We start from the raw sequence: 23,106 nt of genomic DNA on the forward strand, positions 1-23,106 counted from the left end.
TCAGGCCGTCAGAAACTCACTCTTTGTCTTTTTCTTTTTCGTCTTTGTCTTTATCTTTGTCTTTTTTGCCTTCGGGGCGGGATTCGCCGGTGCCCTTGACGCGACCGATGGCGGAGCGCTCGATCTTGATGCGCACGTTGTCCGCGACCTGGAGTGTCACCACGTCATCCTTGATCTTCTTGATGGTGCCGTGAATGCCGCTCAGGGTGATGATGTTCTCGCCTTCCTTCAGCTCGTTGAGCATCTGGCGGGCCTTGGCCTGCTTTTTCTGTTCCGGGCGGATGAGCACGAAATAGAAAATGAGGAACATGATGATGAGCGGCGGCAGAAACGAAAGCGCGCCGCCGGGGGGCTCGGGTTGCTGCCCTTCCGCCTGAGCAACGAGAATGTGGATCCAACCTAAATCAGGCATGGTGCCGGACCTTCCTTATAAATATGAAAGTGGTGGACAGGATTCAGAGAACCTGGAAGTGGACGCCCGGGATACGTCCCTTGTTAACGTCCCTGCCTTTTATACGAAAAAACAAATATTTGAACCGGTGGGACCCAATCGGTGCCAGAAGTGTTGCTTCTATCAAATCCATAAAAATTTGTCAAACTTTTCACAGGAAAGCCAACGGACCGACCAACGCGTTAAAACGGGCCCGTCGGCTTGAAAAAGCTCCGGCAAATTAATAAAAAGGCATCCCCTTTTCTTTCTCCCCGGTCAGCTCCACGTACAGCGCGTGGAACTCCGGGGTGGTCAGCTTGGGATCGCGCAACTGCTCCAGTTGTTCGGGGGTGATCTTGGTCTCGGATTTGGCGTCCCAGGCGGAAGTGGCCACGGCCACGTAATGCGGCGGATTCAGGCGCTGGAAGATGAGGCCGTCGATGTTGTCATTGTACTTCAGGGCGAACTCGATGGCCCAGCGGGCGTCTTCCGCGCTGAGACCGCCGCCGATGGCGATGTTGGTCGGCGGATGCCCGCCGCGCGGCCGCCAGAACTGGATGGTGTGGCCCAGCACCTTGATGTGTTTGTCCTTGAGCACCTGCCACAACTGCTTTTTGTTCTTCTTGTGCTTGAACTCCAGCCAGATCTCCATGGTGCAGATGGTGGTTTTTTCGATGGGACAGTTCTTGGGCGCCCCGCCTTTATAAAACTTGCTGCCGGTTTTGAAATCGTCCCCCGCCCACGCCGGGCCAGCCAGGGCCGACAGGATCAATCCACAGGTAATCCAACACCACGTCCAACGCATCTTCATAATGCTCGTTCCTTCAAAATCCAGTCTGTAAATAATTTTATGAAAAGGAATTGTATCCCAAGGCCCGGCCCCGTCCAAGGTCCGGATGCTGCCCCCGGCCAAAAAACATGGCTTTTTTTATATTTCCGACAAAAAAACCCTCAAGTTTTCTCACAACCTGCCGTAAAGCAGAGATAAGGGAAGATTTTATCCACATCCAAGGACTCGCATTATGGTTGATTCCGTAAGCACTTCAACTGCCGCCAGTACCGCGCCGCAAGCGGTACAGACTTCCACAGAGGCATTGCAACTGGCCATCAAAGCCTCGGAAGCACAAACGCAATCCCTGCTCAACCTGCTGAACCTCACGGTCAGCGGTTCCCAGGGGTCTTCAACGGGAAGCCTGATCGACCTCATCGTCTGAATTCCGTCCCAATCTTCACCGTCCGCCGAACCACGTCAGCACCGACTCCTGCTGTTCCTCACTCAAAACCTCGTGCCGTGCCTTTCGGATGGCAGGCAGCAATTGCCGTCCGGTGACCACCTCTTCATCCGGAATCCCTTCCAGTTTCGCATTCGGGAACACCACCAGCGACGCGATGGGCAGATCGCCCAGCTTGTTTTCAATGTGGTTGATGGCCTGCCGGTTGCGCCACAGCGGGTTGTAGATGAGCCCGCCACCCATGCCGCGAACTTCCCATTCGCGCTGACCCGCCTGCACACGCACACGTCCGGAATCGTCACGCTGATTGATGACAAACAGGCCGTACGGCGATACCACCAGGTAATCGATTTGAATGATGCCGTCGGGGGTGGGCACGGTGGCATTCTCGATGATTTTATATTCGTTGCCGAGTTGCCTCAGGACCGACACCACATTGGGGCCGGGCACAAGGGTCCCCTTGCCTTTTTTAAGAAAAAACCAGATTCCGCCTCCCACCAGCAATAAAACGAGAAGCGTTGAGATGGGTTCCATGCGTTTCCGGGTTTATTGATTGATGTCGCGCATGAGGCGGGCGAGTTCGTCCAACTGCGCTTCCACTTTCGGCGGCGTGGCAGGATGAAACACGTTCGCCCCCGCCGGTTCGGGAAACAGGGCAGCCAGCTTTGGGTTCGCGTCCAGTCGGCTCCAGCGTGTGCCGTCGAGGGAAAACTCGTCGTCGCGGCGCAGTTTGCCCTGGCGGATGGCCACCGCCAGCGCCCGCGTCGGCACGTTGCGCCACTGCCTGCGACCGCGGCGTACGGTGACACGCTTTACAGGGTGATTGGATGCGGATGATTGGGTGTCGGTCATGACGGGATCCGTTTCGGCTGGGCGGCGGGTGCGCCGCGGGGTTGAGGAATGCCAGCTAACTGGGTTGTCTTTTGATCACCGGCCCGCAAACGGGTCCGGGGGTTCCGAAAGGTTGAACGCGCCGCCCTGCGCCTTCGGTTCCGCCACCGCTTCGGGTGCGGGTGGGGCTTCGAACTTCAGGTTGGAAGCCAACGGATACAATTGCGGCGCCGTTCGGCCGTTCGCCTCGGGCAGATTCTGGAGCGCCTCGCGAAACCGGTTGAGCGCGGAGAGCGTCACACTGTTCCGTTCCGGCAGGCTGCTCTGCACGGATTCGGCAGCGCGCCTTCCGAACACAATTATATCAAGAAGCGAGTTGCCCATCAACCGGTTGGTGCCGTGCAGCCCGCCGGTCACCTCCCCCGCCGCCCACAGGCCGGGACGCTCGGTCCTGCATTGAGTGTCCACCTTGACGCCTCCGTTCTGGTAGTGCAGCGTCGGGTAGATGAGCACCGGCTGGCGAACGGGGTCGATGCCGTACCGTTTGAACCGGTGAATGAGGCCGGGAAACTGCTTCGCCAGCGTGCCCTCGCCTTTCAACAGATCGATCATCGGCGTGTCCAGCCACACTCCCTGGCGCCCGTGCGGCGTGGTTACGGCCCGGCCTTCGGCCGCTTCTTTTATGATCGCCGCCGCCACCACGTCGCGGTAGGTGAGTTCGTTCACGAACCGCTCTCCGTTGGCGTTCAATATCTGCGCGCCGCTGGCGCGGATGGATTCGGTTACCAGTTGCCCCGCCAGCGCTTCCGGGTAGGCCGCACCGGACGGATGGTACTGGTAGCTTTCCAGGTGCACCAGCGAACAGCCCTGCCTGTAGGCGAGGATGATCCCGTCGCCCGTCGCGCCCATGTGGTTGCTGGTGGGAAAATTCTGGAAACGCAACTGACCACTGCCGCCGGTGGCGAGGATCACCGCCCTGGCCGACACGGTGGTGAGCTTTCCCGTCTCCGTGTTCCACAACACCGCACCGGTCACCTGGCCGTGGCCGTCGTCAACCAGTTCCACCGCCGCTTCGTTCTCGAGAAATTTCGTACTGCCGCCCATCACCGCGTCGCGCAGGACGCGCATGATCTCGAGCCCGGTGTAGTCGCGGCACGCCATCACCCTCGGCACGGAGGTGCCGCCGCCCGGCTTCAGGCGGAACAGGCCGTTGTCTCCGGGATCGAACAGCACGCCGAGCTGTACCAGCCACTGGATGCTGGGGGGACCGGATTCGCACAGAATTTTGAGAAGGTCAGGGTCGTTCTTGCCGTGACCGCCGACATACGCGTCGGCAAAATGGCGTTGGGGGGAGTCGTCGGGACCGAGCGCCGCCTGGATGCCGCCCTCGGCCATGACCGTGTTGGAATCACCCAGCCGGAGTTTCGTTGCGAGGTGCACGGTGAGCCCGGAGTTTTCAAGTCCCAGTGCCGCCGCCACACCCGCACCGCCGCCACCGATGATCAGCACATCGGTCTCGATGTCCACCTTCGGTGCAAAATCCGCGGGCAGGGGGCTGTCCGATTCCAACAATGCCGCGAGTTCCAAAGGAAACTCACCGCTGTTGGCATTGGGCCCCACCTTGACCTGACGTTCGGCGCCAACGTAATCCGGGTGGTGGGCGCGGATCAATGCATTCGCATTGTCCTCGCTCAAATCCGGAAGGTTTTCGTCCTTGCGCGCGGCGCGGGTTCGGTTGACATGTTCGATCGATTCCGCCGCCCAGTCGAAGGTCATGCCGGCCTCCCGTTCCTGCGAATCTCTTTGGCGCGTTCCAACCGTTCCCCGGGATCGGCGTTCATCAGGTAATCCCACTCCGCCTGTCCGTCGTCCTGTTGCAGTGCCGCGATTTTTTCTTCCAGCGCCGATGGGTCGCCGCTCATGCCGAGGGAGCGCCGCACCCAGATTCCCATGTTGTGTGGTTTCACCTTGTCCTCACACACCGCACGGCACAGGCCGCAGTGGATGCAGGTTGTGAAGTCTTCCGCCACCTGGTCGAACTCGCCTTTCTGCATGCGCAGGACCGATTCCATCACCGGGATCGACATCGGGCACGCCACGGTGCAACTGCCGCACTTGGTGCAGCGGTCGAGGGTTGGGTACGCGGCGCGCAGGTCGTCAGCCGTCGCGCCGGCTTTCGGTTCCACCGGCGGGATGGCGTCCACCGCGAAGGGGAACACCTGCATGCCGTCCTGAACCGGACACATGCAGGCCAGTTCCGTACGGCTGGGTTGACCGTCGGGCAGGCGCACCGTCACCGTGCAGGCGCCGCAGACGCCGCCGACACATCCCGTACGCACAAGTTTTCCCTGGCCCGCATTCCACAGGGCGTGCACGATGGTCTCCCCGGCCCGCGCCTGGATCGGATCGCGTCCGTTCCACAGGATCTCGACGGTTTTGGTTTTCGGGGCCTCGGGTCCGGCTTTATCCTGAGTGCGATCGTCCATATCAGAACTCACAAACGTTTTAGTTACACCATGTTATACCCAATCTTCCGGTGTGCGCAACCGCGCCACGGTAACGGCATTCGCGTTCCATTGCAATGCGAAACCTCCAGCCGTTTTCCGACTCGACCTTTATTTGCCGAGTTTTTGAATTTGTGCTATTTTAGCCGGGAAGAGTCAATTCATTCAGGAAGTTAAGCACATGTCCGGTCATTCCAAGTGGTCCACCATCAAGCACAAGAAGGGCGCCGCCGATGCCAAGCGCGGCAAAATCTTCACCAAACTGATTAAAGAAATCACCGTCGCCGCGCGTCTCGGCGGGGGCGATCCCAACGCCAACCCGCGCCTGCGCACCGCCATCGCCGCGGCCAAAGAGCAGAACATGCCGCAGGACAACATCAACCGCGCCATCAAGAAAGGCACGGGCGAGCTGGAAGGCACGAGTTACGAAGAAATCACTTATGAGGGATACGGTCCCGGCGGCGTCGCCATCCTCATCGAGGTCATGACCGACAACAAAAACCGCACCGTCGGGGAAATCCGCGCCATGCTTGGAAAAAACGGCGGCAACATGGGCGAGAACGGATGCGTCAACTGGATCTTCGAGAAAAAGGGATTGATCCTCGTCAAAAGCGACGCGATGGATGAAGACACGATGATGGAACTGGCGCTGGAAGCCGGGGCGGACGACATGCAGAACACCGGCGAGCAGTATGAGATCACCACCTCCATGGAAAACTTCGAGACCGTGCACCAGGCGCTGAAAGACAAAAACGTTCCGACCGAATTCGCGGAGATCACCGCCATCCCGCAGAACACCGTGCCGGTGGACGAACAGAACGGACGCGCGGTCCTGAAACTCATGGACCTGCTAGACGACCACGATGACGTGCAGAAAGCCTATTCCAATTTCGACATCCCGGAAGAGGTGATGGCCGCCATCGACGAAAGCGCTTGACCGCCCGGACCTCTCCTCCCGGCGCGGAACGGAAACTCAACCTACGGGGAAACCACTCATGCGTGTTCTCGGCATCGACCCCGGCAGCAACTGCACCGGATACGGCATCGTCGAGTCAGACCGCAGCACCCTGAAAAGCATCCACTGGGGAAGCATCAAGTCGAAAAGCCGCACCCCCTTTCCCGAACGGTTGAAAGCCATATACGACGACCTCACGCGCGTCATCGACGAGTACAAGCCGGAGGTCGTCGCCATCGAAGACCTGTTTTTTGCGGTCAACGCCCAGTCCACCATCAAACTCGGACAGACGCGCGGCGTGGCCCTGCTTGCGGCGGTCAACGCCAGCCTGACGGTCGCCGAATACACGCCGCTCGAAGTGAAGCTGTCCATCGTCGGTTACGGTCGCGCCGACAAAAACCAGGTGCGGGACATGGTCACCACCCTGCTCCGCTTGAAAAGCAAACCCGAGCCGTTGGACGCCTCGGACGCACTGGCGGTGGCCATCTGCCACCTGCACAACCACGGAACCTCCAACCGGTTGAAAGAAGCCCTGTCCTCCAGGAGATGAAACCATGATCGCGCATTTGAACGGCACCCTCGCCCGCAAGACGCCCGTTTCCGTGATCGTCGACGTGCACGGAGTCGGCTACGAAGCCTTCGTTTCGCTCAACAATTACTACGAAATGCCGGAGACGGGACAGCCCGTCACCCTGCTCATCCACAGCTACCACAAGGAAGACACGTTCAAGCTTTACGGCTTCCTTCGCGAGGAGGAGAAACAGATTTTTGAAACGCTCATCGGCATCAACAAGGTGGGACCGAAGCTGGCGCTCGCCATCCTTTCCGGCATGCCGGTGGACGAGCTGCTGGACGCCATCGCCAAAAACGACGTGGCCCGCATCAGCACCGTGCCGGGGGTGGGACGCAAAACCGCCGAGCGGTTGGTACTGGAATTGAAAGACAAGCTGGCAAAGATGGACAAGGTGTCAGGCGAATCGCCGGCCACGGGCACGACGCACCGTCTGCTGGAAGACGCGCTCTCGGCGCTCATCAACCTCGGTTACAAAAAAGGCGACGCGGAGAAAGCGTTGAAACAGGTCTGGGAGGAACAGGCGGACACCCCGGCGCTCGAAACCCTCATCAAGGAAAGCCTCAACCGCCTGTCCTGACCTCATGCCCATGGAACCCGACCGCGAAAATCCCGAAACCCGTTACACGCTGGACACGCAGGAAGCGCAGTTCGAAACCAGCCTGCGTCCGCGCACGTTCGCGGAATACATCGGGCAGGACAAGGTGAAGGAGAACCTCGCCATCTTCCTGTCAGCGGCCAAGATGCGCGGTGAGACGCTCGACCACGTTCTGTTCTACGGACCACCGGGGCTGGGCAAGACGACGCTCGCCAACATCATCGCTTCGGAGATGAGGGCCGCGCTGACCAGCACGTCGGGTCCGGTCATCGAGAAGTCCGGCGACCTGGCGGCGCTCCTCACCAACCTGCAGGAAGGCGACCTGCTGTTCATCGACGAAATCCACCGCCTGCCGCGCATCATTGAAGAGATCCTGTATCCGGCGATGGAGGACTTCAAACTCGACATCATGATCGGCCAGGGCCCGAGCGCCCGCTCAATCAAACTCGACCTGCCGCCGTTCACCCTGATCGGCGCAACGACGCGGGCGGGTCTTCTGACCTCGCCCCTGCGCGACCGCTTCGGCGTGGTGCACCGGCTCGATTACTACACACCGCAAGACCTGGAAAAAATCGTTCACCGCTCGGCGGAAATCTTGAAAGTGGACATGACGGAAGAGGGCGGGCGCGAGGTGGCGCAACGGTCGCGCGGCACGCCGCGCATCGCCAACCGTCTGCTCCGCCGCGTGCGCGATTACGCGCAGGTGAAGGGCGACGGTGTCATCACCCGCCCCATCGCCGAGCAGGCGCTGGCGATGATGGAAGTGGACCGCATCGGCCTCGACAAGATGGACCACAAGCTGTTGCTCACGATGATCGAGAAGTTCAAGGGCGGACCGGTGGGCATCGACAGCCTGGCGGCGTCGATCAACGAAGAGAGGGATACCATCGAGGATGTGTACGAACCGTTTCTCATCCAGTGCGGGCTCCTGCACCGCACGCCGCGCGGCCGCGTGGTGACCGATGCCGCGTTCCACCACTTCGGCATCACGCCCTCCACGGGCAACGACACACCGCAAAAACCGCTGTTCTGATTTACCGGAAAACTTTTATTGAGGATCGGGCGGGCAATCAACCCCAGGCCTGGCGGAACCGTTCGAGGAAGGTGGGTTCCATCTTCGTCGTGCCCAGCAGGTCCGGCGTCTGGTGCGTGTGGAAGCCGTGGAAGTCGCGGCTTCCGGTGGCGATCATGCCGTGGTCTTCCGCCAGCTTGAGAAAGTAATCCACCTTGCCGGTCTTCTCGTGGTAGGGGTAGATCGCCTCCAGCCCCATCAGTCCCATCGCTTTCAATTCTTCCAGCCGCGGCGGGATGTCGTCGAAGCCGATGCCCTTGTCCGGGCGGTGGAGCGCGTAGGTGCGCTCGCCGGGATGCGCGATGACCGGCACGCCGCCACTTTCGCGCATGAGTTTCAATGCTTCATCGACGTGGATGTTTTCGCGCTGGACGTTGTACTGCACGAGGTATTTTTCGAACGCTTCTCCGGTGTGCTTCACGATGCCGAGGCGCACCATCTCGCGGGCGAGATGCGGCCGGGCCAGCACACCCTCCGCCGCCTTCTGCACGTTCTCGAAGGTGATCTGTCCCTGAAAGCGGTCCGGCACCACGCTGTTCAGCTTGTCAATCATGGTGCGCATGCGTTCCTCGCGTTGCGCTTTCATGGTCTCAACTCGGTCCCACAACGCGCTCCGAATGCTGGCCAGGTCCTTGAAATATCCGAGTACGTGCAGCTGCAGGTCACCGTACTTGACGGTCATCTCGATCCCCGGAAACACAATCAATCCCGCCTTTTCTCCAGCGTCAATGAATTCCGGGATTCCGGAGAAAGTATCGTGGTCGGTGAGCGACAGAATGGAGACGCCGTTGTTGCGGGCGATGTCCACCAGTTTCGTGGGCGAGAATTCGCCGTCGGAGTAGTTGCTATGCATGTGAATTTCGAACTTTTCGGTCATGAAGTGCCTGTGATGAGTATGTTTTCATGGTACCGCGTTTGGAAGCGGGGTCCAAATAAACCTCGGCGGGGTAGCGATGGTCGCTTTGAATAAGATGCAGGAGTGCGCTGAGAGGTTTGCCTTGGAGCCGGAATTCCGATACATTTAACCCATTGATCCCTTTATGGAAACACCGTGCGCATGCTGATGAGAATAGCATTGTCCTTCATTTTGGCCGGGTTGGGCTGGGCGTTCGCCGCCTGTTCGCCCATGCCGGAGTCCCACGCGGCGTCCGGAAATCCGCAGATGGAAACCCCGCCACGCGAAATGCTGATCGTTTTTTCCGGCAACACGCTGGGCGAGTTGAAACCCTGCGGCTGTGCGAAGGAAGAGGACCAGGGCGGCATCGAGCGCAGGATGGGTTACTTGAAAAACGCGGTTCCGGAGGCCAGTTCCCTCCTGTTTGTCGATCTCGGCGACAACTTCAAGGAATCCACCCGGCAGGGCCGCATCAAGGCACGCTACCTGATGACCGCCATGTCCCGCATGGGTTACGACGCAGTGACTCTGGGCGACCGCGACCTGCTTTACGGCAACGAGTTCCTCAAAAAGCAGGAGGGCATTCCGTGGCTCGTCTCCAACATGCAGATCGAGGGCATGGACCCGCCGCGCTACCGCATCAAAACCTTTGATAATGGCCTCAAAGTGGCGGTGCTCGCCGTGGCCGATCCGGACCTGTTCTACGTCTCCGGCCATAGCCAGATTGCAATGCAGGACCCGACGAAAGCGGTGGACGAACTCTTGAAGGACATCGAACAGGGAGGACCACCCGACCTCGTCGTCCTCCTCACCCACATGAAGCGCAAGAAGGCGTTGGGGTTGCTCGATCTTGACGGCGTCGATGTCGTCATCAACGGCCACATCGAGGACGAGTCGGACCAGATCGACATGCAACCGGTGCGAAAGGGGCAAAAAATATTCGCGCAGGCCGCACCCTTGGGCCAGAAGATGGGGGAATTACGCGTCACGGTGGACGGCGGGAAGAAAACCTATGAGCACCACATGGTGCGGCTGGATTCTAAAATCCCGGATGACCCGGAGATGACCGCCCTGCACGACGAGTACAACAAGGAAATCGAAGCGCTTTTTTTCGAAACACTGAAAGCCAAGCGCACGAAAGACCGCACGCAGGTGTACGCCACCGAGTCCACCTGCAAAACCTGTCACACGGACGCACATGAAACGTGGTCCGGCTCGCGTCACGCTCACGCCTACGCCACGTTGAAAGAGGTCAACAAGTCGTTTGATCCCGAATGCCTGAAATGCCACACCACGGGGTTTGAAAAGCCCGGCGGGTTCATCAGCGAAATCGACACGCCGGAATTGAAAAACGTGCAGTGCGAAATGTGTCACGGTGCGCGGCTGGATCACAGCCGGGCCCCGCAGGGGGGGTTCGCCGAAGAGGCGCGCGGGGCCTGCTCGCAATGCCACGTGCCGAAGCACAGCCCCAACTTCAACTACGAAACCTACTGGCCGAAAATCCGCCATTAAGAAATTTTAACGGTCCCCGTTCGGGCCGTTTGCTACTATAATTGATAGACCGATTTCACGCGTACATGGAGTATTCAATGAAACGATTCATCCCGCTTCTCATCCTGGTTGCCAGCTTCATCGCCACACCGGCTTTGGCCGACGGACCGAACATCGCCGGACATTACAAGATCATCGGCGACCTGAAAAACCTGGAAAACATCAAGCAGATCGAAATCATGGAGTTTTTCAATTACTCCTGCGGCCACTGTTACGGATTCCTGGAAGAATCCAAACGCCTGCACAAACAGTTCAAAGGTCAGCTGCTGCACAAGAAGCAACCGATCTACTGGGGCCAGCAGACTCCCTACCCCGCAATGGCGTTCTACATCGCCGACGAGCAGGGCATGGAGGAAAAGTTCACCAAAACGATGTTTGACACCAATTTTCAGCTGGGTGTGAATGTGTTCCAGCCGCGGGTGATCAGCATGCTGTCTCAGGATTTCGGCATGCAGCAAGCCATGACCGAGGGAATGAAATCCCCGCGCATCCGCAACAAGGTGCAACAGTCCCTGCAGCGGGCACAGGAGTTCGGCGTGGATGAGACGCCGACCATCATCATCAACGAAACGTTGAAAGTGACGCCCAGCCTTTCCGGCGGTGATGTGAAAAAGATGACGGACAACCTGATCGTGATTTTCAACGACCTTCTGAAACAGTGATGGCACAATGAAAACGGGCAAACGGACAGGCATCGGCAAATGGCTGGGCGTTCTGGGCGCGCTGGCGCTGAGCCTCGCCCTGATCGCGCCGTGGAATCCCGCACCGGGTCCGTCTCCCCTGCCCACCTCCGCCCACGCGGGATTTTTCGATGACGACCTGGAAGTTTTCGAGGAGGTGCTGGACCTCGTGGCGGGCAATTACGTGTACCCGCCCGACTACAAAACCCTGTTCGAATCCAGCATCCAGGGCATGATCGCCAAAGCACCGGAGAAAACCCTGACCGTGACCGACGTGTATTCCGGGCAGGTGTTGAAGCACAACAACACCCGCCTGAGCTATCGTCTCAGCTTCAGCCGTCATGAAAATATGGGGGCGTTCCGGTCCGTTTACTACTTTCTCGCCAACGAATACCAGGGCAAGCTGAAGAAAAAGGACATCGAGCAGGCGGCCATCATCGGGCTCATGAGTTCCCTCGACCCCTACTCCCTGTACATGGACAAAAGCGATTTCGAGCGGTCGATGCGCGACACGGAGGGCCAATACGGCGGCGTGGGCATGGTGATCACCATGCAGGACCTCAAACTCACGGTCGTGCGGACGCTCAAAAATTCGCCCGCCGAGCGCGCGGGCATTCTGCCTAAGGACGTCATCAGCCAGGTGGACGGGCAGACCGTGGAAGGCATGCAGATCAACGAACTGGCCGAGCGCCTGCGCGGATACCCCAACACCAAAGTGCAGATCCAGGTTTTCCGACCGTCCACCAGTTCCACGAAGGAAATCACCCTGACGCGCGAAATCATCTCCATTGAAACGGTGGAATACAAAAATATGGGCGACGGGGTCGGCTACCTTTCGATCAACAGTTTTTCCAAGCAGACCAACGACCAGTTGCAGGTGGCGTTGAACCAGGCCCTGGAGGAAGGGGTCACCGCCTTCATCATGGACCTGCGGAACAATCCCGGCGGCCTGCTCAGCCAGTCGGTCAAGGTAGCCAGCCACTTCCTGAACAAGGGGGAATTGATCGTCTACACCCGGGGCCGCGACCGCAACGACATGCAGACCTACCAGGCCTTGTATAAAAACACGCTGACGCACCTGCCGCTCGTGGTGCTCATCAACAAGCAGAGCGCCAGCGCATCGGAGATCGTTGCGGGCTCGCTGAAGGACTCCGGCAAGGCGCTCATTCTGGGTGAAAATTCTTACGGCAAGGGATCGGTGCAGACCATTTTCCGCATGAGCGACGGTTCCGGCCTGCGCCTGACCACGTCCAAGTACTACACGCCGTCGGGCATCGACATCAACCAGCACGGGATCACGCCGGAAATCATCGTCGAAAAGGACCTTCCTGAAAGCAACCAGGCAAATGGCCAACGCGAGCCCAAAGGGCCCAGGAAGGAGCCCGGCCAGCGTGCCCGGGATCTGGCGACGCACTTCAAGGAAGCCGAATTGATTGACTATCTCAAGCAAAAAGGCTATACCATCACCGGTTCCACCGATCCCCTCGTGGAGTTTGCCAAACTGGTGGTCCGCGATATCCAGCACCCCTCGAAAAGCCACGCTCTGGCCAAGGCGAGGGAGCTGGCCAACGACATTCATTACTGACATCAAACCTGTTTCTCAATCAACGTGTTTGTTCCAGGGAGTGATCAAAGAGAATGAACATCATCAATATCGATTTTGAAAAAGGGATCGTGCAAAGCGATTTCAAAACGTGGACCATCGTGTCCAACGACAACAATCAGTACCTGCTCCTGCAACGGGAGGAGAACGGCCGTTATCACGTCGCGGAAGCCGATGTGATGAAGAAGCATCTCTGGGAAGTGAAGGAAATCAACTACCGCGACCCGGAAGGCGGCACCTTCGTCTTCGACGAAGATTCAGGCATCACCCACATTGCCTGACACACCAGCCTGTTCCGGGCCGGGTTCTCATTGAAAATATTGTAAGGAAGGGTGGTGCCAGGCTGGAGGGGCTCAGTCCCCAGCCCCACTCGGCGAATCAGCCGCCGCTGAGCGCCTGCACGATGTCGATGGCGTCGGCGGGTTGGAGCGGCCGGTTCAAGTCGAACTCCTGCTCGCCGTTGACGAAGAACCGGATGTGCGGACGCATCCGGTCCTGCTCGTCCACCACCCGAAACCGAAGTCCGGGGAACCGGCGGTCGAGATCGTTCAGAACCTCGGCCAGCGTAGCGCCCCTGGCTTCGACCACGTCCTTGTGGTTCGTGTACGAGAAAAGCGGGCTGGGAATCCGCACCCTCATGGTTTGGCCTCGTTTAAAAGTGGAGAGGAACGCCGGTTCGGCCCGTCAGCCCGCCTCCGCCACTTCCACGGAATAGATTTCCGGCAGGTGGCCGCCATGCAGGTCCATTTGTTTCCCTCGTCGCGGCTCATCCACAACTCACCACTGGTGGTTCCGACATACAAACCGACCGGATCCGCGTGGTCCCCGGTCATCGCCTGCCGCTTCACCGTCCACCACGCCTGGCTTTCCGGAAAGCCGTTATCGAGGCGTTTCCAGGTTTTGCCCCCGTTCCTGGTGACGTAAGCGCAGGGCCTGCCCTCCACCGCGGTTCGCGGCCAGACGGTGGCGCCATCCATTGGAAACACCCATGCGGTGTTGTCATCCCGCGGGTGCACCACCATGGGGAAGCCGATGTCGCCCACCTTCTTCGGCATTTTTTTACCGATGCGTTCCCAGGTTTTCGAGGGACGGTCCAGGCGGTAAATGCCGCAGTGGTTCTGCTGGTAAAGACGATCGGGATTGCTCGGGCACAGGCGCACGCAATGCGGATCGTGAAACATGGGGTCACTGCGGTCGAATCCATCGACCACATCCAGTCCGTCTATCAACACCTCCCAGGTTCTGCCACCATCCAACGATTCGTGCACACCGCCACTGGACATGGCGAAGTAGAAATGGTCCGGGTCGCGCGGGTCGATGAGGATGGAGTGCAGTTTGGGTCCGTCGGGCGTGCCGTCCTGTACGCTCCCCATCCAGCGCAGAAACTGCGGGTCGTCGTTGATACTGGAAAACGGTTCCCAGGTCTTGCCGGAATCTTCCGTGCGGAACAGGCCCTGCGGCGAGGTGCCCGCGTACCACACGCCGGGCTGGCTGGCATGCCCCGGTTGCAACCAGAAGGTGTGATCGACGGAGCGGCCGTTATCGGATTTGGCAAATGCCGGCGGCCGGGCCGCCTCTTCCCATTTGCGTCCCAGGTTGGTGGAGCGGAATACCGTCGGCCCCAGGTGACCCGTGCTCGCGGCCACAAGCAGGGTCCTGCCGTCGCGCGGGTCGAGCACCATGTGGTTAATGATCTGGCCGAGGAAGTGCGGTCCGCTCAATTTCCAGGTCCTGCGTTTGGTGTCGCCGTGATACAGCCAGGCTCCCTTGCGGGTCCCGACCAGCACAACCAGCTTGTTCGATTCGCGAGACCGGGACGCTTTCTTTTTGCTGGTTGCAGACGTGGCTTTGCGGACCGCCTTTTTTTGCGAAGTGGTGCGTGCCATTCAACAGCCTCCTCCATGAAAAGGCGGAATCAGAACAGCTTCAGCGACTTGAGGTGCCCGAGTTTTTTTTGAAGCGTGTCTTTAGTGGTGTCGGCAAGGAAGTTGCCGCGCAAATCGAGTTTTTTCAGTTTGGGAAAGCTCTGCGATTCGGCCAGCGCCAGTGCGCCCTCGTCGCGGATTTCATTGAAACTGAGACCGAGGTTTTCGAGCTTCGGCATGTTTTTGGATGAGGCGAGCGCCACCGTTCCCTTGTCCAAAAGGTAATTGTGCCGCAACTCGAGTTTCTTGATATTGGCCAGCGCCGGGGATTGGGCCAGGATAGCCGCACCGCGTTCGGAGATTTCGTTGTAGCGTAGATCCAGCTTGGTGACTTTTTTGAGAAAATCCTTTTCGAGAAGAAGGGCCAGCCCCTTGTCGCCGATCTTCTTGCCATTCAACTTCAGGGTGCGTCCTCCGCCGGACAACCCTTCCTTGAAAACCTTCTCGTAATCGATTTCCTCTTTCGAGAACACGTCCTCCCGATCGAAGAACTGTGCCTGGGAAACCGGACTGAACCCAAGAACCAGTAAAAACGCAAACAGCAGAATCGGCCAGCGCTTCATGGAGCCTCCCCCTGGTCAATCGTCGTCGTCTTCGTCTTCATCCTCATCGTCGTCGTCAAACGCAAAATCGGAAAGGTCGTCCACATGAAGGTGGCACAGGCGGGTGCGGCACCGGGCCTTCTTGAGCGCCTCGATCCCTTCCTTGCGAATTCGATTGGCCGTGATGAACAGGTGCGTGACCTTGGTCAGAGTCTCCGACTCGGCAATGGCAATGGCACCCTCGTCCTCGATCAAATTGCCGTAAAGCCCCAGCTTCTTGAGCTTGACGAAATGAGGTGAAGTGGCAATGGCTCTCACCCCGTCGTCGCTGATGACGTTGCCATACAACTCCAGCTCACGCAGGTTCTTGAAGTGCTCGCATTCCGCGAGAACCCGCGCACCTTCGTCGCTGATGTCGTTGTTCGGAAGGCGCAGGGTGCGCAGCTTGCCGCGCTTCAATTGCGATGATTCCACCAGCTGCTCAACGCCTTTGTCGCCAATGTGGTAATTGCTGAGGTCGAGAGTCCGTTTGTCCGGACTCAAAAACTGCTTGATCAGGTATTCAACGCTTGCCAAGTGGGGCCTTTCCTTTCCAGATTCGCGTTCAGCGTGGTTTGTTGCTTAAAACGGCTCCAAGTATATCACAAGTCCGGCAGCCAAAAACCGCCCTCCCCTTTATACGGTGAGGTAGCGCAGGAGGAACATGACGGCGATCACATACATGATCCAGTGCACCTGTCGGGCCTTGCCGCAGGCCACCTTGATTACGGGGTAGAGAATGAATCCCAGCGCCATGCCGTCGGCGATGCTGTAGGTCAACGGCATGCCGATCATGATGAGGAACGCAGGCAGGGCCTCGTCCCAGGATTTCCAGTCGATGCGCGTGACGTTCCCCGCCATCATGGCGCCGACAATGACGAGCACCGGCGCGGTGATGGGATAGAGAATGGTATCGTGGTCAAGATGGTAGCCTCCACCGATCATTTTCGCCAGCGGCGCGAAGAACAGGGCGAGCAGAAAGAGGAGTGCCGTCACCACGCTGGCAAGGCCAGTCCGCCCGCCCTCGGCGACGCCCGCCGCGCTTTCGATGTAGCAGGTGACGGTGGTGGTGCCCAGCACCGATCCCGCCGTGGTGGCCACCGAGTCCGGCCACAACGCGCGGTTGACGCGCGGCAGGCGCCCGTCTTTCAAAAACCCGCCCTGGTGACCCACCCCCACCAGCGTGCCCGCGGTGTCGAACAGGTCGACGAACAGGAACACCGCGGCGATGGTGAGCAGTCCCAGGTCCAGCGCACCCCGGATGTCCAACTGCAACAGCGTCGGCGCCAGATCCGGCGGCAGGGACACCACGCCGTGGAATTCCACCAGGCCAAACGGCAGGGCGGCAAGCGTCGTCACTCCCATGCCGATCAGGATGGCGCCCTTGATTTTTCTCTGGAGCAGGATTCCAATCAATCCCACCCCCGCCACGGTGAACATGGCAGGCAATGAATTCAAGGGGGCCAGTTGCACCAGGGTGCCGGGGTGCGCCATGACGATCCCGCCCTGCACGAAGCCGATGAAGGCGATGAACAGGCCGATGCCCACGGAAATGCCGACCTTGATGTCGTTGGGCAGGCTGTTGATGATGACTTCACGGAAGCGGAGTACGGTGAGCAGGATCAACCCGATACCGGACAGGAACACCGCGCCCATCGCCACCTGCCACGGGATGCCCTGCCCCATGACCACGGTGTAGGTGAAATAAAAATTGATGCCCATTCCGGGCGCGAGCGCGATGGGGTAATTGGCGCCGAGCCCCATGATGAGGCACCCCAGCGCCGCGGCAAGGCACGTCGCTGTCATCACCGCGCCGAAGTCCATGCCCGCCTGCGCCATCACCGCCGGTTGCACGAAAATGATGTACGACGCGGTGAGGAACGTCACCGTCCCGGCGCGCATTTCGGTGAGCGGCGTACTGCCCTGCTCACTGATGCGGAAACGGCGGTCGAGGAATGCAAGCCATCGGCTCATCGATGAAGTCTCAGGCTAAGGTGGGATGGGATCATGAACATCCAAATGGAAAAGGCACGGGGAGACATGGGGCGGGTCTCAATTCAAAAACTCTTTTTCAACCAGCGCCACCTCGTCGTCCCGGTTGCGCACCTGTCCGTTGATGCGTGCGTCGCGGAGCGTCTTGAACACGGTCTTGAAAACAGGACCCGGCCGGATGCCCATCTGGATCAGGTCATCGCCGGTGAGCGACAGCGTCGCCGACGGATTGTACTGCGTGAAGTACATGAGAACGTGCTTGTTGATACGATCGCTGTTGGACACCGCCATCATGAGCAGGATGGCTTCCGTGGACATCTCCGAAAGCAGGTTGTAGATCTCACTCGGATCGAACTTGCGCCGCCGTTTGAGGGTCTTGAGGACCGATTCACAGTTGGCAAGATCCCCCTTCATCCGCGCCTTGATTTTTGCCGGCAGGCTGAGCCGCGTGGCAAGCTGGTTGAGGTCGGCATTTTTCATGCCGTACAACGCACCCAGAAAATACACGAATCCAACATCCGGCCGTTCCACCAGTTTGATGACATTGGACAATGCGAATATTTCCTCGATGCGCTCCAGGATCTGAATGTTCCTGCTGTTTTTCATCATTCGGGGATGGATGACCTGCAACAGCCCCAGCTCTTTCATGCGGGCGAAACAGCGGATCGGTTTTTTCTCTTCCAGCATACGCATGAGTTCGTTGTACAAGCGCGTGCCGCTCAGTTTGTGCACGATTTTTTTCGCCACCGCGCGCTTGAGAAACGACTCGGTCTGCTTGCCGATGGTGAACCCGAGCCGCTGTTCGAACCGCACGGCGCGGAACGCACGGCAGGGGTCCTCAACGAAACTCAGGTTGTGGAGCACGCGCACCACCCCGTCCTTGAGGTCCTTCTGGCCGTTGAAGTAATCGATCAGCGTGAATGCATCCTTGCCGTTCAGCTTGATTGCCAGCGCATTGAACGTGAAATCGCGGCGAAACAGGTCGGACTTGATCGAGCTCATCTCCACCGTCGGCAAGGCGGCGGGATGCGTGTAATATTCCATACGCGCCGTGGCAACATCGATTTTGAACCCGTCGGGAAATATGACCACCGACGTGCCGAACTTTTCATGAGCCACCACGCGGGCTTCATATTCCTTCCCCAGTTTGCGGGCGAACTGCATGCCGTCCCCTTCCACCACGATATCGAGGTCGAGGTTTTCGATGCGCAGGAGCAAATCGCGAACGAAGCCACCCACGCCGTACACCGAAACGCCCATGTCGTCCGCCAGTTGCGAAACGTCATGGAGGCGCGTCATGACGGACTTTGGAAGCCGCTCCCGGAGCAGGCTTTTGACGTTTTTGACATAAAGGTCGCCTTGATCGAGCAGCGCTGCGTAGGGCTCCGGAGCGTAGCGCCCCATGTCCTGATGCAGGAGGCGCAGAAGGTCACCGCGGCTGACGATGCCCATCATGTGGCCCGTTTTGGGATGCACCACCGGCACCACCTTCTGCTTGGCCTCGATGATGCTGGGAACCACCGTCTTGAAATATGCGTCGGGAGTCGTTACCGCAAACTCGTGCGCCATGAAGTCCTCCACCCGCTCACGCCCCAGCTTGTGATGGATGGCCTTCTCCACCACCTGGCGCGTTATCAGCCCTACCGGTTTCTTGTTGGACAATACCGGAAGCGTGCTGAGGTTGAACCTCGTCATGGTACGTTCCACCTCGGTGATGCTCTGCTTCGCCTGAACGGAGACCACGGGCGAATGCATGACATGCTGGATGCGGTTGAGCGGTTCGACTTTTTCATGAAGGACGGACACAAGCTGTTCCCGGGTCTGGATGAGTGTGCGGTCCGAGGTGCTGGCCGAGGCCGCATTCGGGTGCCCCCCACCGCCCAGCTCCCTCAGGATGCGCCCCACGTTCACTTCTTCCGTACGGCTTCTCCCAATGACGTACACGCGGTTGTCCAGGCACACCAGCGCAAAGAGCACCTTGAGGTTTTCCAGTTCCAGCAGCCGCGACACGACCACAGCCAGGTCCCCGATGTAATATTCCACCGTTGCCTGCGCGAGCGCGATCTGGACCCCGTTGTAAGTGCCCACTTCCAAACTTTGACTCAGGGTCTTCATCACATCCCGTTGCTCCTGGTTCAGCCGCGCCTCAACGAACTCCGAAACGGCCTGCAGGTCTGCGCCCAGCTTCACCATCTGCCCGACCGCGTAAAAATCTTCCGGCGTGGTGGACGCGGACACCAGCGAGTGCGTGTCCTGGTAGATACCGAGGATCATGAGCGTCGCTTCAAATTCCGTCAGCTCGATGCCCCTTTCGGCCAGTTCTTCGCACAGGATGGTGGCGGACGAACCGCGTTTGCGCACCACCGCCTTGTCGGCATGCAGAGGTTTCGCCATATCGAGGTGGTGATCGTAGACGTGGACTTCGACGTCTTTTCTACCGAGGAGGGCTTTGAAGGGGCCGATGCGGTTTGCATCCTGCGTGTCGACCACGATCAGGCGCGTGACCCGGTCGAGGTCCACATCCTTCGCGCGCGTGAACTGGAAGGGATTCCCAAACGCGCGCAGATAGTCCTGCACGGGGTTCTCGACCGAAGACGAGAACACCATATGTGCGCCGGGATACAGTTTCTGGGTGGCAACCATCGCCGCCACACAGTCAAAGTCCGCGCTGATATGCGTGGTGATGATTTCCATGGGGCGGCCGTGACCGAAAACAAAAGAACCCGGGTCGGGTCCGGGGTTTCGTCATTCTTTCGCTTTCACTATAACATGAAACGTAAACGGACGGTCCTGAGGAAGGGCGCAGACCTTGTTGTCACAGATGCGGTAGGTGATGGTGCCATGCACCACATGCGTTCCGGTTGCGAGGTCTGCCGGCACCGATAGCGTGTGTGAAAACTCGGCGCGGTGGCTGTGCACCTTCACCCAGCGGCCAAGGGCCTCATCCTTGACCAGCGTGGGCGGCGTTTCCGCCCAGTCTCCCACTGCTTCAAACGAACTTTGCTTGATCTTGAGGCGTGTGGCGACCGTCGGATCTTCTCCGTTGGCCTGCATGGAATAGAAATGCCAGCCTTTCTTCGGCACAGCCACGACAAAAATTTTAAATGTTTCCCCGGGCTGCACCACGTCCTTTTCCGCCATGGCGTGGACGTCGATCTGGATCTGCTCGGCCCGGTCTTTTAAAAATTCCTGGACGGGTTTGAATCCGCAAAGCATCAGCAGGCAAACAGCGCAGAAAATCGAAACCCCGCAAGGAATTCGAATTCCAGGGAGGGGTTCATCTGAGTTTTGGAATTGAGAGCGCATCGTGAACTTTGGGGTCGCCGTGCACCCGGGAAGACGGACGAATGAGTGTTAGTTTTTAGAGAGCTGGATGTATTTTTCGATGGTGCGGACAAATTGCTCGCTGGACACGGCGCCGGAAAACATCTCGCCGTGGATGGTGGATTCGGTGAAATTGTATGTACCAATGATGAAGGTGGGCGTCCCCTGAATTCCGATTTCAATACCCTGTCGGAAATCCCGTTCCACCCGGTCCCGGAAACGGCCTTCCATCATGCAGGCCTTGAAGTCTTTCAGATTGTCCACACCCACATCCTGTGCCGTGCGGATCAAGGCGTCTTCACTCTTGAACGCCTGCGGATCCTTGTATACTGCCGACTGATATTCCCAGAAACGGCCCTGTGCCCGCGCGCATTCCACGGCTTCGGCTATGGCGAAGGCTTCCTTGTGCAGGGGAAAGTGACGGTATCCGAACTGCACGGTGTCGCCATACGTCTGGCGCAGGTGTTTCAACGTCGTCTGCACTTTTTTGCAGAACGGGCACAGAAAGTCCGAATACTCCATGAGGAACACTTTCCGCGGTTCCTTTTGATCGGGCTTGAACCACAGCATGGCCGTGCCGATGCCCGCCACCAGCTTGAAGTCGTTTGGCGCCTCGAAGTAATCCTTCACCCATCCCTTGTTCACGGCAAACTCGTAACGCTGATTCAACTCTTTCAGATACGCATCCTGACGCAGGCGTTCCACATAATTGCGGATCATGTTCTGCACCGCAGAGGAGTTCAGGCCTTCGAGATCATCCAGTCCCATTTCTTCCTGGTACATGCGGATGATGTCTTCGCGATTGATTCGTGCCGCACGGATTTCCAGAATCTCGGGATGCTCGTCCTGCAGCAGCTCGATGGTTTTCTGCTTGAGCAGTATGCTCTGCATGCTGTGCAGGCGTTGCATCATGTCCTGAATCTGCGGGTTTTTAAGATCGTCGAGGTGGATGTCGTGTTCACCCACTTCAGCCACCCGGGGGTTGTTGTGAAAGTTGGGAACGTCAGGCTGGGTTTCTTCAGCCATCGGGCTGAGAGACCAAAAAAGAACCAGGATCCAGGGAAGGGCGAGAACCAACGAAATTTTTACTGAAGGGCGCATATCATTTCTTGAATCAATTGCAGGGGAAGGAGATGAATCTGGAAGGTCCGTCCCCATAACGTGAACTTCCGTCTGTTATCCATTATCCATCAATCGCAAGAGCAATCGCAAATGGATTGTCGGCTTCCTTTTTTCGCCCGGTACCGAAAAAAAGCGGATAAAACAAAACAGGGGCCGAAGCCCCTGTTTCGAATTCACATCTTATGGTATCGCGGATTTCAACTGGCTTTCAAGGCATCTTCTGGGTTGAGGAACTTGTGCGTGTTTTCCGCCAGGTTGAGAAACGCCTTGGTGACTTTCGAGTCCGGCTTGGCGAGAACGATGGGGTCACCGGTATCGGAACGCTCCGCCACTTCGCCATCCAGTGGGATGCTTCCCAGATAGGGCAGGACGAGTTCCTCCGCCAGTTTCTGGCCGCCTCCCTTGCGGAACACATCCACCTCGCCTTCGCAGTGCGGGCAGACCAAGGTGCTCATGTTCTCGATGATGCCGACGATGGGCACGTTGCTGTCGCGGGCGAACGAAATCATCTTGCGCGCGTCGAGCAGGGCCAGGTCCTGCGGGGTGGTGACGACCACGCATCCATCCACTTCGCCGATGAAGTCGATGATGGTGATCTGTTCGTTTCCGGTACCCGGCGGCAGGTCGATCAGCAGGTAGTCCAGTTCGCCCCAGTTGATGTTGCCCAGCAGTTCAATGATGAAATCGTATTTCACCGCGTCCCGCCAGGCGATGTGCATGTTGGGGTCTTCGATCAGGAAACCGAGCGAGGCCACCTTGAGACCGTTCTTGGTTTCGTAAGGCGAAATGCCGTCGTCGTGAGCCCGCAGGCGGACGGATTCGGCATTGATCAGTTTCGGGATGTTGGGTCCGTGCAGGTCGGCATCGGCCAGGCCCACCTTGAATCCTTTTTCCGCCAGCGCGATGGCGAGGTTGGTGGTCACCGTGCTTTTGCCCACTCCCCCCTTGTTGCTGCCAACGATGATCTTGTATTTGATCGCGTTCATCCGGTCGTTGACCAGCCATCGGTTGTGCTCGTTGTGATCCGCCTTGCAGTCGTTGTCGTTGTTGTACTCACACATCTCGCAGGTGTGAAGCAGGCGGCACTCTCCGGTTACGGGTAATTCCATTAAAACCTCCCAAACGTATGGACGGGCGGGGAGCGGGGCTCCCTGCGCGGGAAAACGTCTCAAAACATTGAATTATTCTGAAAGTATATAATCTTTTTGGAAACAGGAAAAGAGATAAAACCGGGACCGTT

General features: G+C 58.5%; 24 protein-coding genes and 1 pseudogene. 9 read left to right on the forward strand and 16 right to left on the reverse strand.

The window, feature by feature from the left end; all coding sequences use genetic code 11:
* Positions 1–16: 16 nt before the first annotated feature.
* The gene (gene yajC, locus ACTRXA_RS06265) at positions 17–412 is read right to left on the reverse strand and encodes a preprotein translocase subunit YajC (protein ID WP_442426358.1); all 396 of its coding nucleotides are present in this window, start codon (positions 410–412) and stop codon (positions 17–19) included.
* Positions 413–671: 259 nt separating this feature from the next.
* Positions 672–1,202 (reverse strand): hypothetical protein, encoded by a 531-nt coding sequence (locus ACTRXA_RS06270; protein ID WP_442426359.1) that lies wholly within the window; start codon positions 1,200–1,202, stop codon positions 672–674.
* A 250-nt stretch (positions 1,203–1,452) separates the two neighbouring features.
* Between ACTRXA_RS06270 and ACTRXA_RS06275 the strand changes: the two genes are divergently transcribed.
* A complete protein-coding gene (locus ACTRXA_RS06275) occupies positions 1,453–1,644 on the forward strand; it encodes a hypothetical protein (protein ID WP_442426360.1) in 192 nt (63 codons plus the stop codon).
* Between the two features lie 15 nt (positions 1,645–1,659).
* Here the strand turns inward: ACTRXA_RS06275 and ACTRXA_RS06280 are convergent, their stop codons facing one another.
* From ACTRXA_RS06280 to ACTRXA_RS06295, 4 genes are all read right to left on the reverse strand, one after another.
* Positions 1,660–2,196: a nuclease-related domain-containing protein gene (locus tag ACTRXA_RS06280; RefSeq protein WP_442426361.1), complete on the reverse strand. Its 537-nt coding sequence runs from the start codon at positions 2,194–2,196 to the stop codon at positions 1,660–1,662.
* A gap of 12 nt (positions 2,197–2,208) precedes the next feature.
* On the reverse strand, positions 2,209–2,514 hold the full coding sequence (locus ACTRXA_RS06285) for a hypothetical protein (RefSeq protein ID WP_442426362.1): 306 nt from the start codon (positions 2,512–2,514) through the stop codon (positions 2,209–2,211).
* Between the two features lie 75 nt (positions 2,515–2,589).
* Positions 2,590–4,269 (reverse strand): FAD-binding protein, encoded by a 1,680-nt coding sequence (locus ACTRXA_RS06290; RefSeq protein WP_442426363.1) that lies wholly within the window; start codon positions 4,267–4,269, stop codon positions 2,590–2,592.
* Positions 4,266–4,979 (reverse strand): 2Fe-2S iron-sulfur cluster-binding protein, encoded by a 714-nt coding sequence (locus ACTRXA_RS06295; RefSeq protein WP_442426364.1) that lies wholly within the window; start codon positions 4,977–4,979, stop codon positions 4,266–4,268. Before ACTRXA_RS06295 ends, ACTRXA_RS06290 begins: the two co-directional genes overlap by 4 nt.
* Positions 4,980–5,178: 199 nt before the next feature.
* Here ACTRXA_RS06295 and ACTRXA_RS06300 point away from each other — a divergent pair, with 199 nt between their 5' ends.
* The 4 genes from ACTRXA_RS06300 to ruvB are packed head-to-tail and all read left to right on the forward strand — an operon-like array spanning position 5,179 to position 8,154.
* Complete coding sequence (locus ACTRXA_RS06300) at positions 5,179–5,934, forward strand: YebC/PmpR family DNA-binding transcriptional regulator (protein ID WP_442426365.1); 756 nt, start codon at positions 5,179–5,181, stop codon at positions 5,932–5,934.
* Between the two features lie 58 nt (positions 5,935–5,992).
* Positions 5,993–6,502, forward strand: a complete 510-nt coding sequence (ruvC, locus tag ACTRXA_RS06305) for a crossover junction endodeoxyribonuclease RuvC (RefSeq protein ID WP_442426366.1) — start codon at positions 5,993–5,995, stop codon at positions 6,500–6,502.
* A 4-nt stretch (positions 6,503–6,506) separates the two neighbouring features.
* Complete coding sequence (gene ruvA / locus ACTRXA_RS06310; RefSeq protein ID WP_442426367.1) at positions 6,507–7,103, forward strand: Holliday junction branch migration protein RuvA; 597 nt, start codon at positions 6,507–6,509, stop codon at positions 7,101–7,103.
* Positions 7,104–7,113: 10 nt separating this feature from the next.
* Positions 7,114–8,154: a Holliday junction branch migration DNA helicase RuvB gene (ruvB, locus tag ACTRXA_RS06315; RefSeq protein ID WP_442426368.1), complete on the forward strand. Its 1,041-nt coding sequence runs from the start codon at positions 7,114–7,116 to the stop codon at positions 8,152–8,154.
* Positions 8,155–8,191: 37 nt separating this feature from the next.
* On the opposite strand, the gene ACTRXA_RS06320 is transcribed toward ruvB, so the two are convergent.
* Positions 8,192–9,070, reverse strand: coding sequence for a PHP domain-containing protein (locus ACTRXA_RS06320; protein WP_442426369.1), 879 nt, complete (start codon positions 9,068–9,070; stop codon positions 8,192–8,194).
* A 180-nt stretch (positions 9,071–9,250) separates the two neighbouring features.
* Between ACTRXA_RS06320 and ACTRXA_RS06325 the strand changes: the two genes are divergently transcribed.
* From ACTRXA_RS06325 to ACTRXA_RS06340, 4 genes are all read left to right on the forward strand, one after another.
* The gene (locus ACTRXA_RS06325; RefSeq protein WP_442426370.1) at positions 9,251–10,600 is read left to right on the forward strand and encodes a multiheme c-type cytochrome; all 1,350 of its coding nucleotides are present in this window, start codon (positions 9,251–9,253) and stop codon (positions 10,598–10,600) included.
* A gap of 77 nt (positions 10,601–10,677) precedes the next feature.
* On the forward strand, positions 10,678–11,301 hold the full coding sequence (locus ACTRXA_RS06330) for a DsbA family protein (protein ID WP_442426371.1): 624 nt from the start codon (positions 10,678–10,680) through the stop codon (positions 11,299–11,301).
* A gap of 7 nt (positions 11,302–11,308) precedes the next feature.
* The gene (locus tag ACTRXA_RS06335; protein WP_442426372.1) at positions 11,309–12,904 is read left to right on the forward strand and encodes a S41 family peptidase; all 1,596 of its coding nucleotides are present in this window, start codon (positions 11,309–11,311) and stop codon (positions 12,902–12,904) included.
* Positions 12,905–12,957: 53 nt separating this feature from the next.
* Positions 12,958–13,203 carry a hypothetical protein gene (locus ACTRXA_RS06340; protein ID WP_442426373.1) on the forward strand — a complete coding sequence of 82 codons (246 nt, stop codon included), beginning with the start codon at positions 12,958–12,960 and terminating at the stop codon, positions 13,201–13,203.
* A 97-nt stretch (positions 13,204–13,300) separates the two neighbouring features.
* Here ACTRXA_RS06340 and ACTRXA_RS06345 read toward each other — a convergent pair whose 3' ends face one another.
* The 9 genes and pseudogenes from ACTRXA_RS06345 to ACTRXA_RS06385 all read right to left on the reverse strand — a co-directional run bounded on the left by ACTRXA_RS06345 (position 13,301) and on the right by ACTRXA_RS06385 (position 22,975).
* The gene (locus ACTRXA_RS06345) at positions 13,301–13,561 is read right to left on the reverse strand and encodes a MoaD/ThiS family protein (protein ID WP_442426374.1); all 261 of its coding nucleotides are present in this window, start codon (positions 13,559–13,561) and stop codon (positions 13,301–13,303) included.
* 45 nt (positions 13,562–13,606) lie between these two features.
* Positions 13,607–14,808, reverse strand: a pseudogene (locus ACTRXA_RS06350) (WD40/YVTN/BNR-like repeat-containing protein).
* A gap of 29 nt (positions 14,809–14,837) precedes the next feature.
* On the reverse strand, positions 14,838–15,410 hold the full coding sequence (locus tag ACTRXA_RS06355; RefSeq protein WP_442426375.1) for a hypothetical protein: 573 nt from the start codon (positions 15,408–15,410) through the stop codon (positions 14,838–14,840).
* 15 nt (positions 15,411–15,425) lie between these two features.
* A complete protein-coding gene (locus tag ACTRXA_RS06360) occupies positions 15,426–15,965 on the reverse strand; it encodes a hypothetical protein (RefSeq protein WP_442426376.1) in 540 nt (179 codons plus the stop codon).
* Between the two features lie 99 nt (positions 15,966–16,064).
* Positions 16,065–17,402 carry an NCS2 family permease gene (locus ACTRXA_RS06365; protein WP_442426377.1) on the reverse strand — a complete coding sequence of 446 codons (1,338 nt, stop codon included), beginning with the start codon at positions 17,400–17,402 and terminating at the stop codon, positions 16,065–16,067.
* 78 nt (positions 17,403–17,480) lie between these two features.
* The gene (locus ACTRXA_RS06370) at positions 17,481–20,114 is read right to left on the reverse strand and encodes a CBS domain-containing protein (RefSeq protein ID WP_442426378.1); all 2,634 of its coding nucleotides are present in this window, start codon (positions 20,112–20,114) and stop codon (positions 17,481–17,483) included.
* A 51-nt stretch (positions 20,115–20,165) separates the two neighbouring features.
* Positions 20,166–20,636 carry a protein-disulfide reductase DsbD domain-containing protein gene (locus tag ACTRXA_RS06375; protein ID WP_442426379.1) on the reverse strand — a complete coding sequence of 157 codons (471 nt, stop codon included), beginning with the start codon at positions 20,634–20,636 and terminating at the stop codon, positions 20,166–20,168.
* A 138-nt stretch (positions 20,637–20,774) separates the two neighbouring features.
* Entirely contained in the window at positions 20,775–21,770 is a 996-nt protein-coding gene (locus ACTRXA_RS06380; protein ID WP_442426380.1) for a DsbA family protein, read from the reverse strand.
* A gap of 293 nt (positions 21,771–22,063) precedes the next feature.
* On the reverse strand, positions 22,064–22,975 hold the full coding sequence (locus ACTRXA_RS06385) for an Mrp/NBP35 family ATP-binding protein (RefSeq protein ID WP_442426381.1): 912 nt from the start codon (positions 22,973–22,975) through the stop codon (positions 22,064–22,066).
* Between the last annotated feature and the right edge of the window lie 131 nt (positions 22,976–23,106).

It is taken from the genome of Nitrospina sp. P1_D6, assembly GCF_052156615.1.
Taxonomy (GTDB): Bacteria; Nitrospinota; Nitrospinia; order Nitrospinales; family Nitrospinaceae; genus Nitrospina.

Excerpts from the sequence above, each read along its gene's own strand:
- ruvA (WP_442426367.1), top strand. The coding sequence starts at position 6,507 with ATGATCGCGCATTTGAACGGCACCCTCGCCCGCAAGACGCCCGTTTCC.
- ruvB (WP_442426368.1), top strand. The coding sequence starts at position 7,114 with ATGGAACCCGACCGCGAAAATCCCGAAACCCGTTACACGCTGGACACG.
- ACTRXA_RS06380 (WP_442426380.1), bottom strand. The coding sequence starts at position 21,770 with ATGGCTGAAGAAACCCAGCCTGACGTTCCCAACTTTCACAACAACCCC.
- ACTRXA_RS06345 (WP_442426374.1), bottom strand. The coding sequence starts at position 13,561 with ATGAGGGTGCGGATTCCCAGCCCGCTTTTCTCGTACACGAACCACAAG.
- ACTRXA_RS06325 (WP_442426370.1), top strand. The coding sequence starts at position 9,251 with ATGCTGATGAGAATAGCATTGTCCTTCATTTTGGCCGGGTTGGGCTGG.
- ACTRXA_RS06335 (WP_442426372.1), top strand. The coding sequence starts at position 11,309 with ATGAAAACGGGCAAACGGACAGGCATCGGCAAATGGCTGGGCGTTCTG.
- ACTRXA_RS06375 (WP_442426379.1), bottom strand. The coding sequence starts at position 20,636 with ATGCTTTGCGGATTCAAACCCGTCCAGGAATTTTTAAAAGACCGGGCC.
- yajC (WP_442426358.1), bottom strand. The coding sequence starts at position 412 with ATGCCTGATTTAGGTTGGATCCACATTCTCGTTGCTCAGGCGGAAGGG.
- ACTRXA_RS06320 (WP_442426369.1), bottom strand. The coding sequence starts at position 9,070 with ATGACCGAAAAGTTCGAAATTCACATGCATAGCAACTACTCCGACGGC.
- ACTRXA_RS06365 (WP_442426377.1), bottom strand. The coding sequence starts at position 17,402 with ATGAGCCGATGGCTTGCATTCCTCGACCGCCGTTTCCGCATCAGTGAG.
- ACTRXA_RS06370 (WP_442426378.1), bottom strand. The coding sequence starts at position 20,114 with ATGGAAATCATCACCACGCATATCAGCGCGGACTTTGACTGTGTGGCG.
- ACTRXA_RS06355 (WP_442426375.1), bottom strand. The coding sequence starts at position 15,410 with ATGAAGCGCTGGCCGATTCTGCTGTTTGCGTTTTTACTGGTTCTTGGG.
- ACTRXA_RS06290 (WP_442426363.1), bottom strand. The coding sequence starts at position 4,269 with ATGACCTTCGACTGGGCGGCGGAATCGATCGAACATGTCAACCGAACC.
- ACTRXA_RS06295 (WP_442426364.1), bottom strand. The coding sequence starts at position 4,979 with ATGGACGATCGCACTCAGGATAAAGCCGGACCCGAGGCCCCGAAAACC.
- ACTRXA_RS06385 (WP_442426381.1), bottom strand. The coding sequence starts at position 22,975 with ATGGAATTACCCGTAACCGGAGAGTGCCGCCTGCTTCACACCTGCGAG.
- ACTRXA_RS06285 (WP_442426362.1), bottom strand. The coding sequence starts at position 2,514 with ATGACCGACACCCAATCATCCGCATCCAATCACCCTGTAAAGCGTGTC.
- ACTRXA_RS06340 (WP_442426373.1), top strand. The coding sequence starts at position 12,958 with ATGAACATCATCAATATCGATTTTGAAAAAGGGATCGTGCAAAGCGAT.
- ruvC (WP_442426366.1), top strand. The coding sequence starts at position 5,993 with ATGCGTGTTCTCGGCATCGACCCCGGCAGCAACTGCACCGGATACGGC.
- ACTRXA_RS06280 (WP_442426361.1), bottom strand. The coding sequence starts at position 2,196 with ATGGAACCCATCTCAACGCTTCTCGTTTTATTGCTGGTGGGAGGCGGA.
- ACTRXA_RS06275 (WP_442426360.1), top strand. The coding sequence starts at position 1,453 with ATGGTTGATTCCGTAAGCACTTCAACTGCCGCCAGTACCGCGCCGCAA.
- ACTRXA_RS06330 (WP_442426371.1), top strand. The coding sequence starts at position 10,678 with ATGAAACGATTCATCCCGCTTCTCATCCTGGTTGCCAGCTTCATCGCC.
- ACTRXA_RS06300 (WP_442426365.1), top strand. The coding sequence starts at position 5,179 with ATGTCCGGTCATTCCAAGTGGTCCACCATCAAGCACAAGAAGGGCGCC.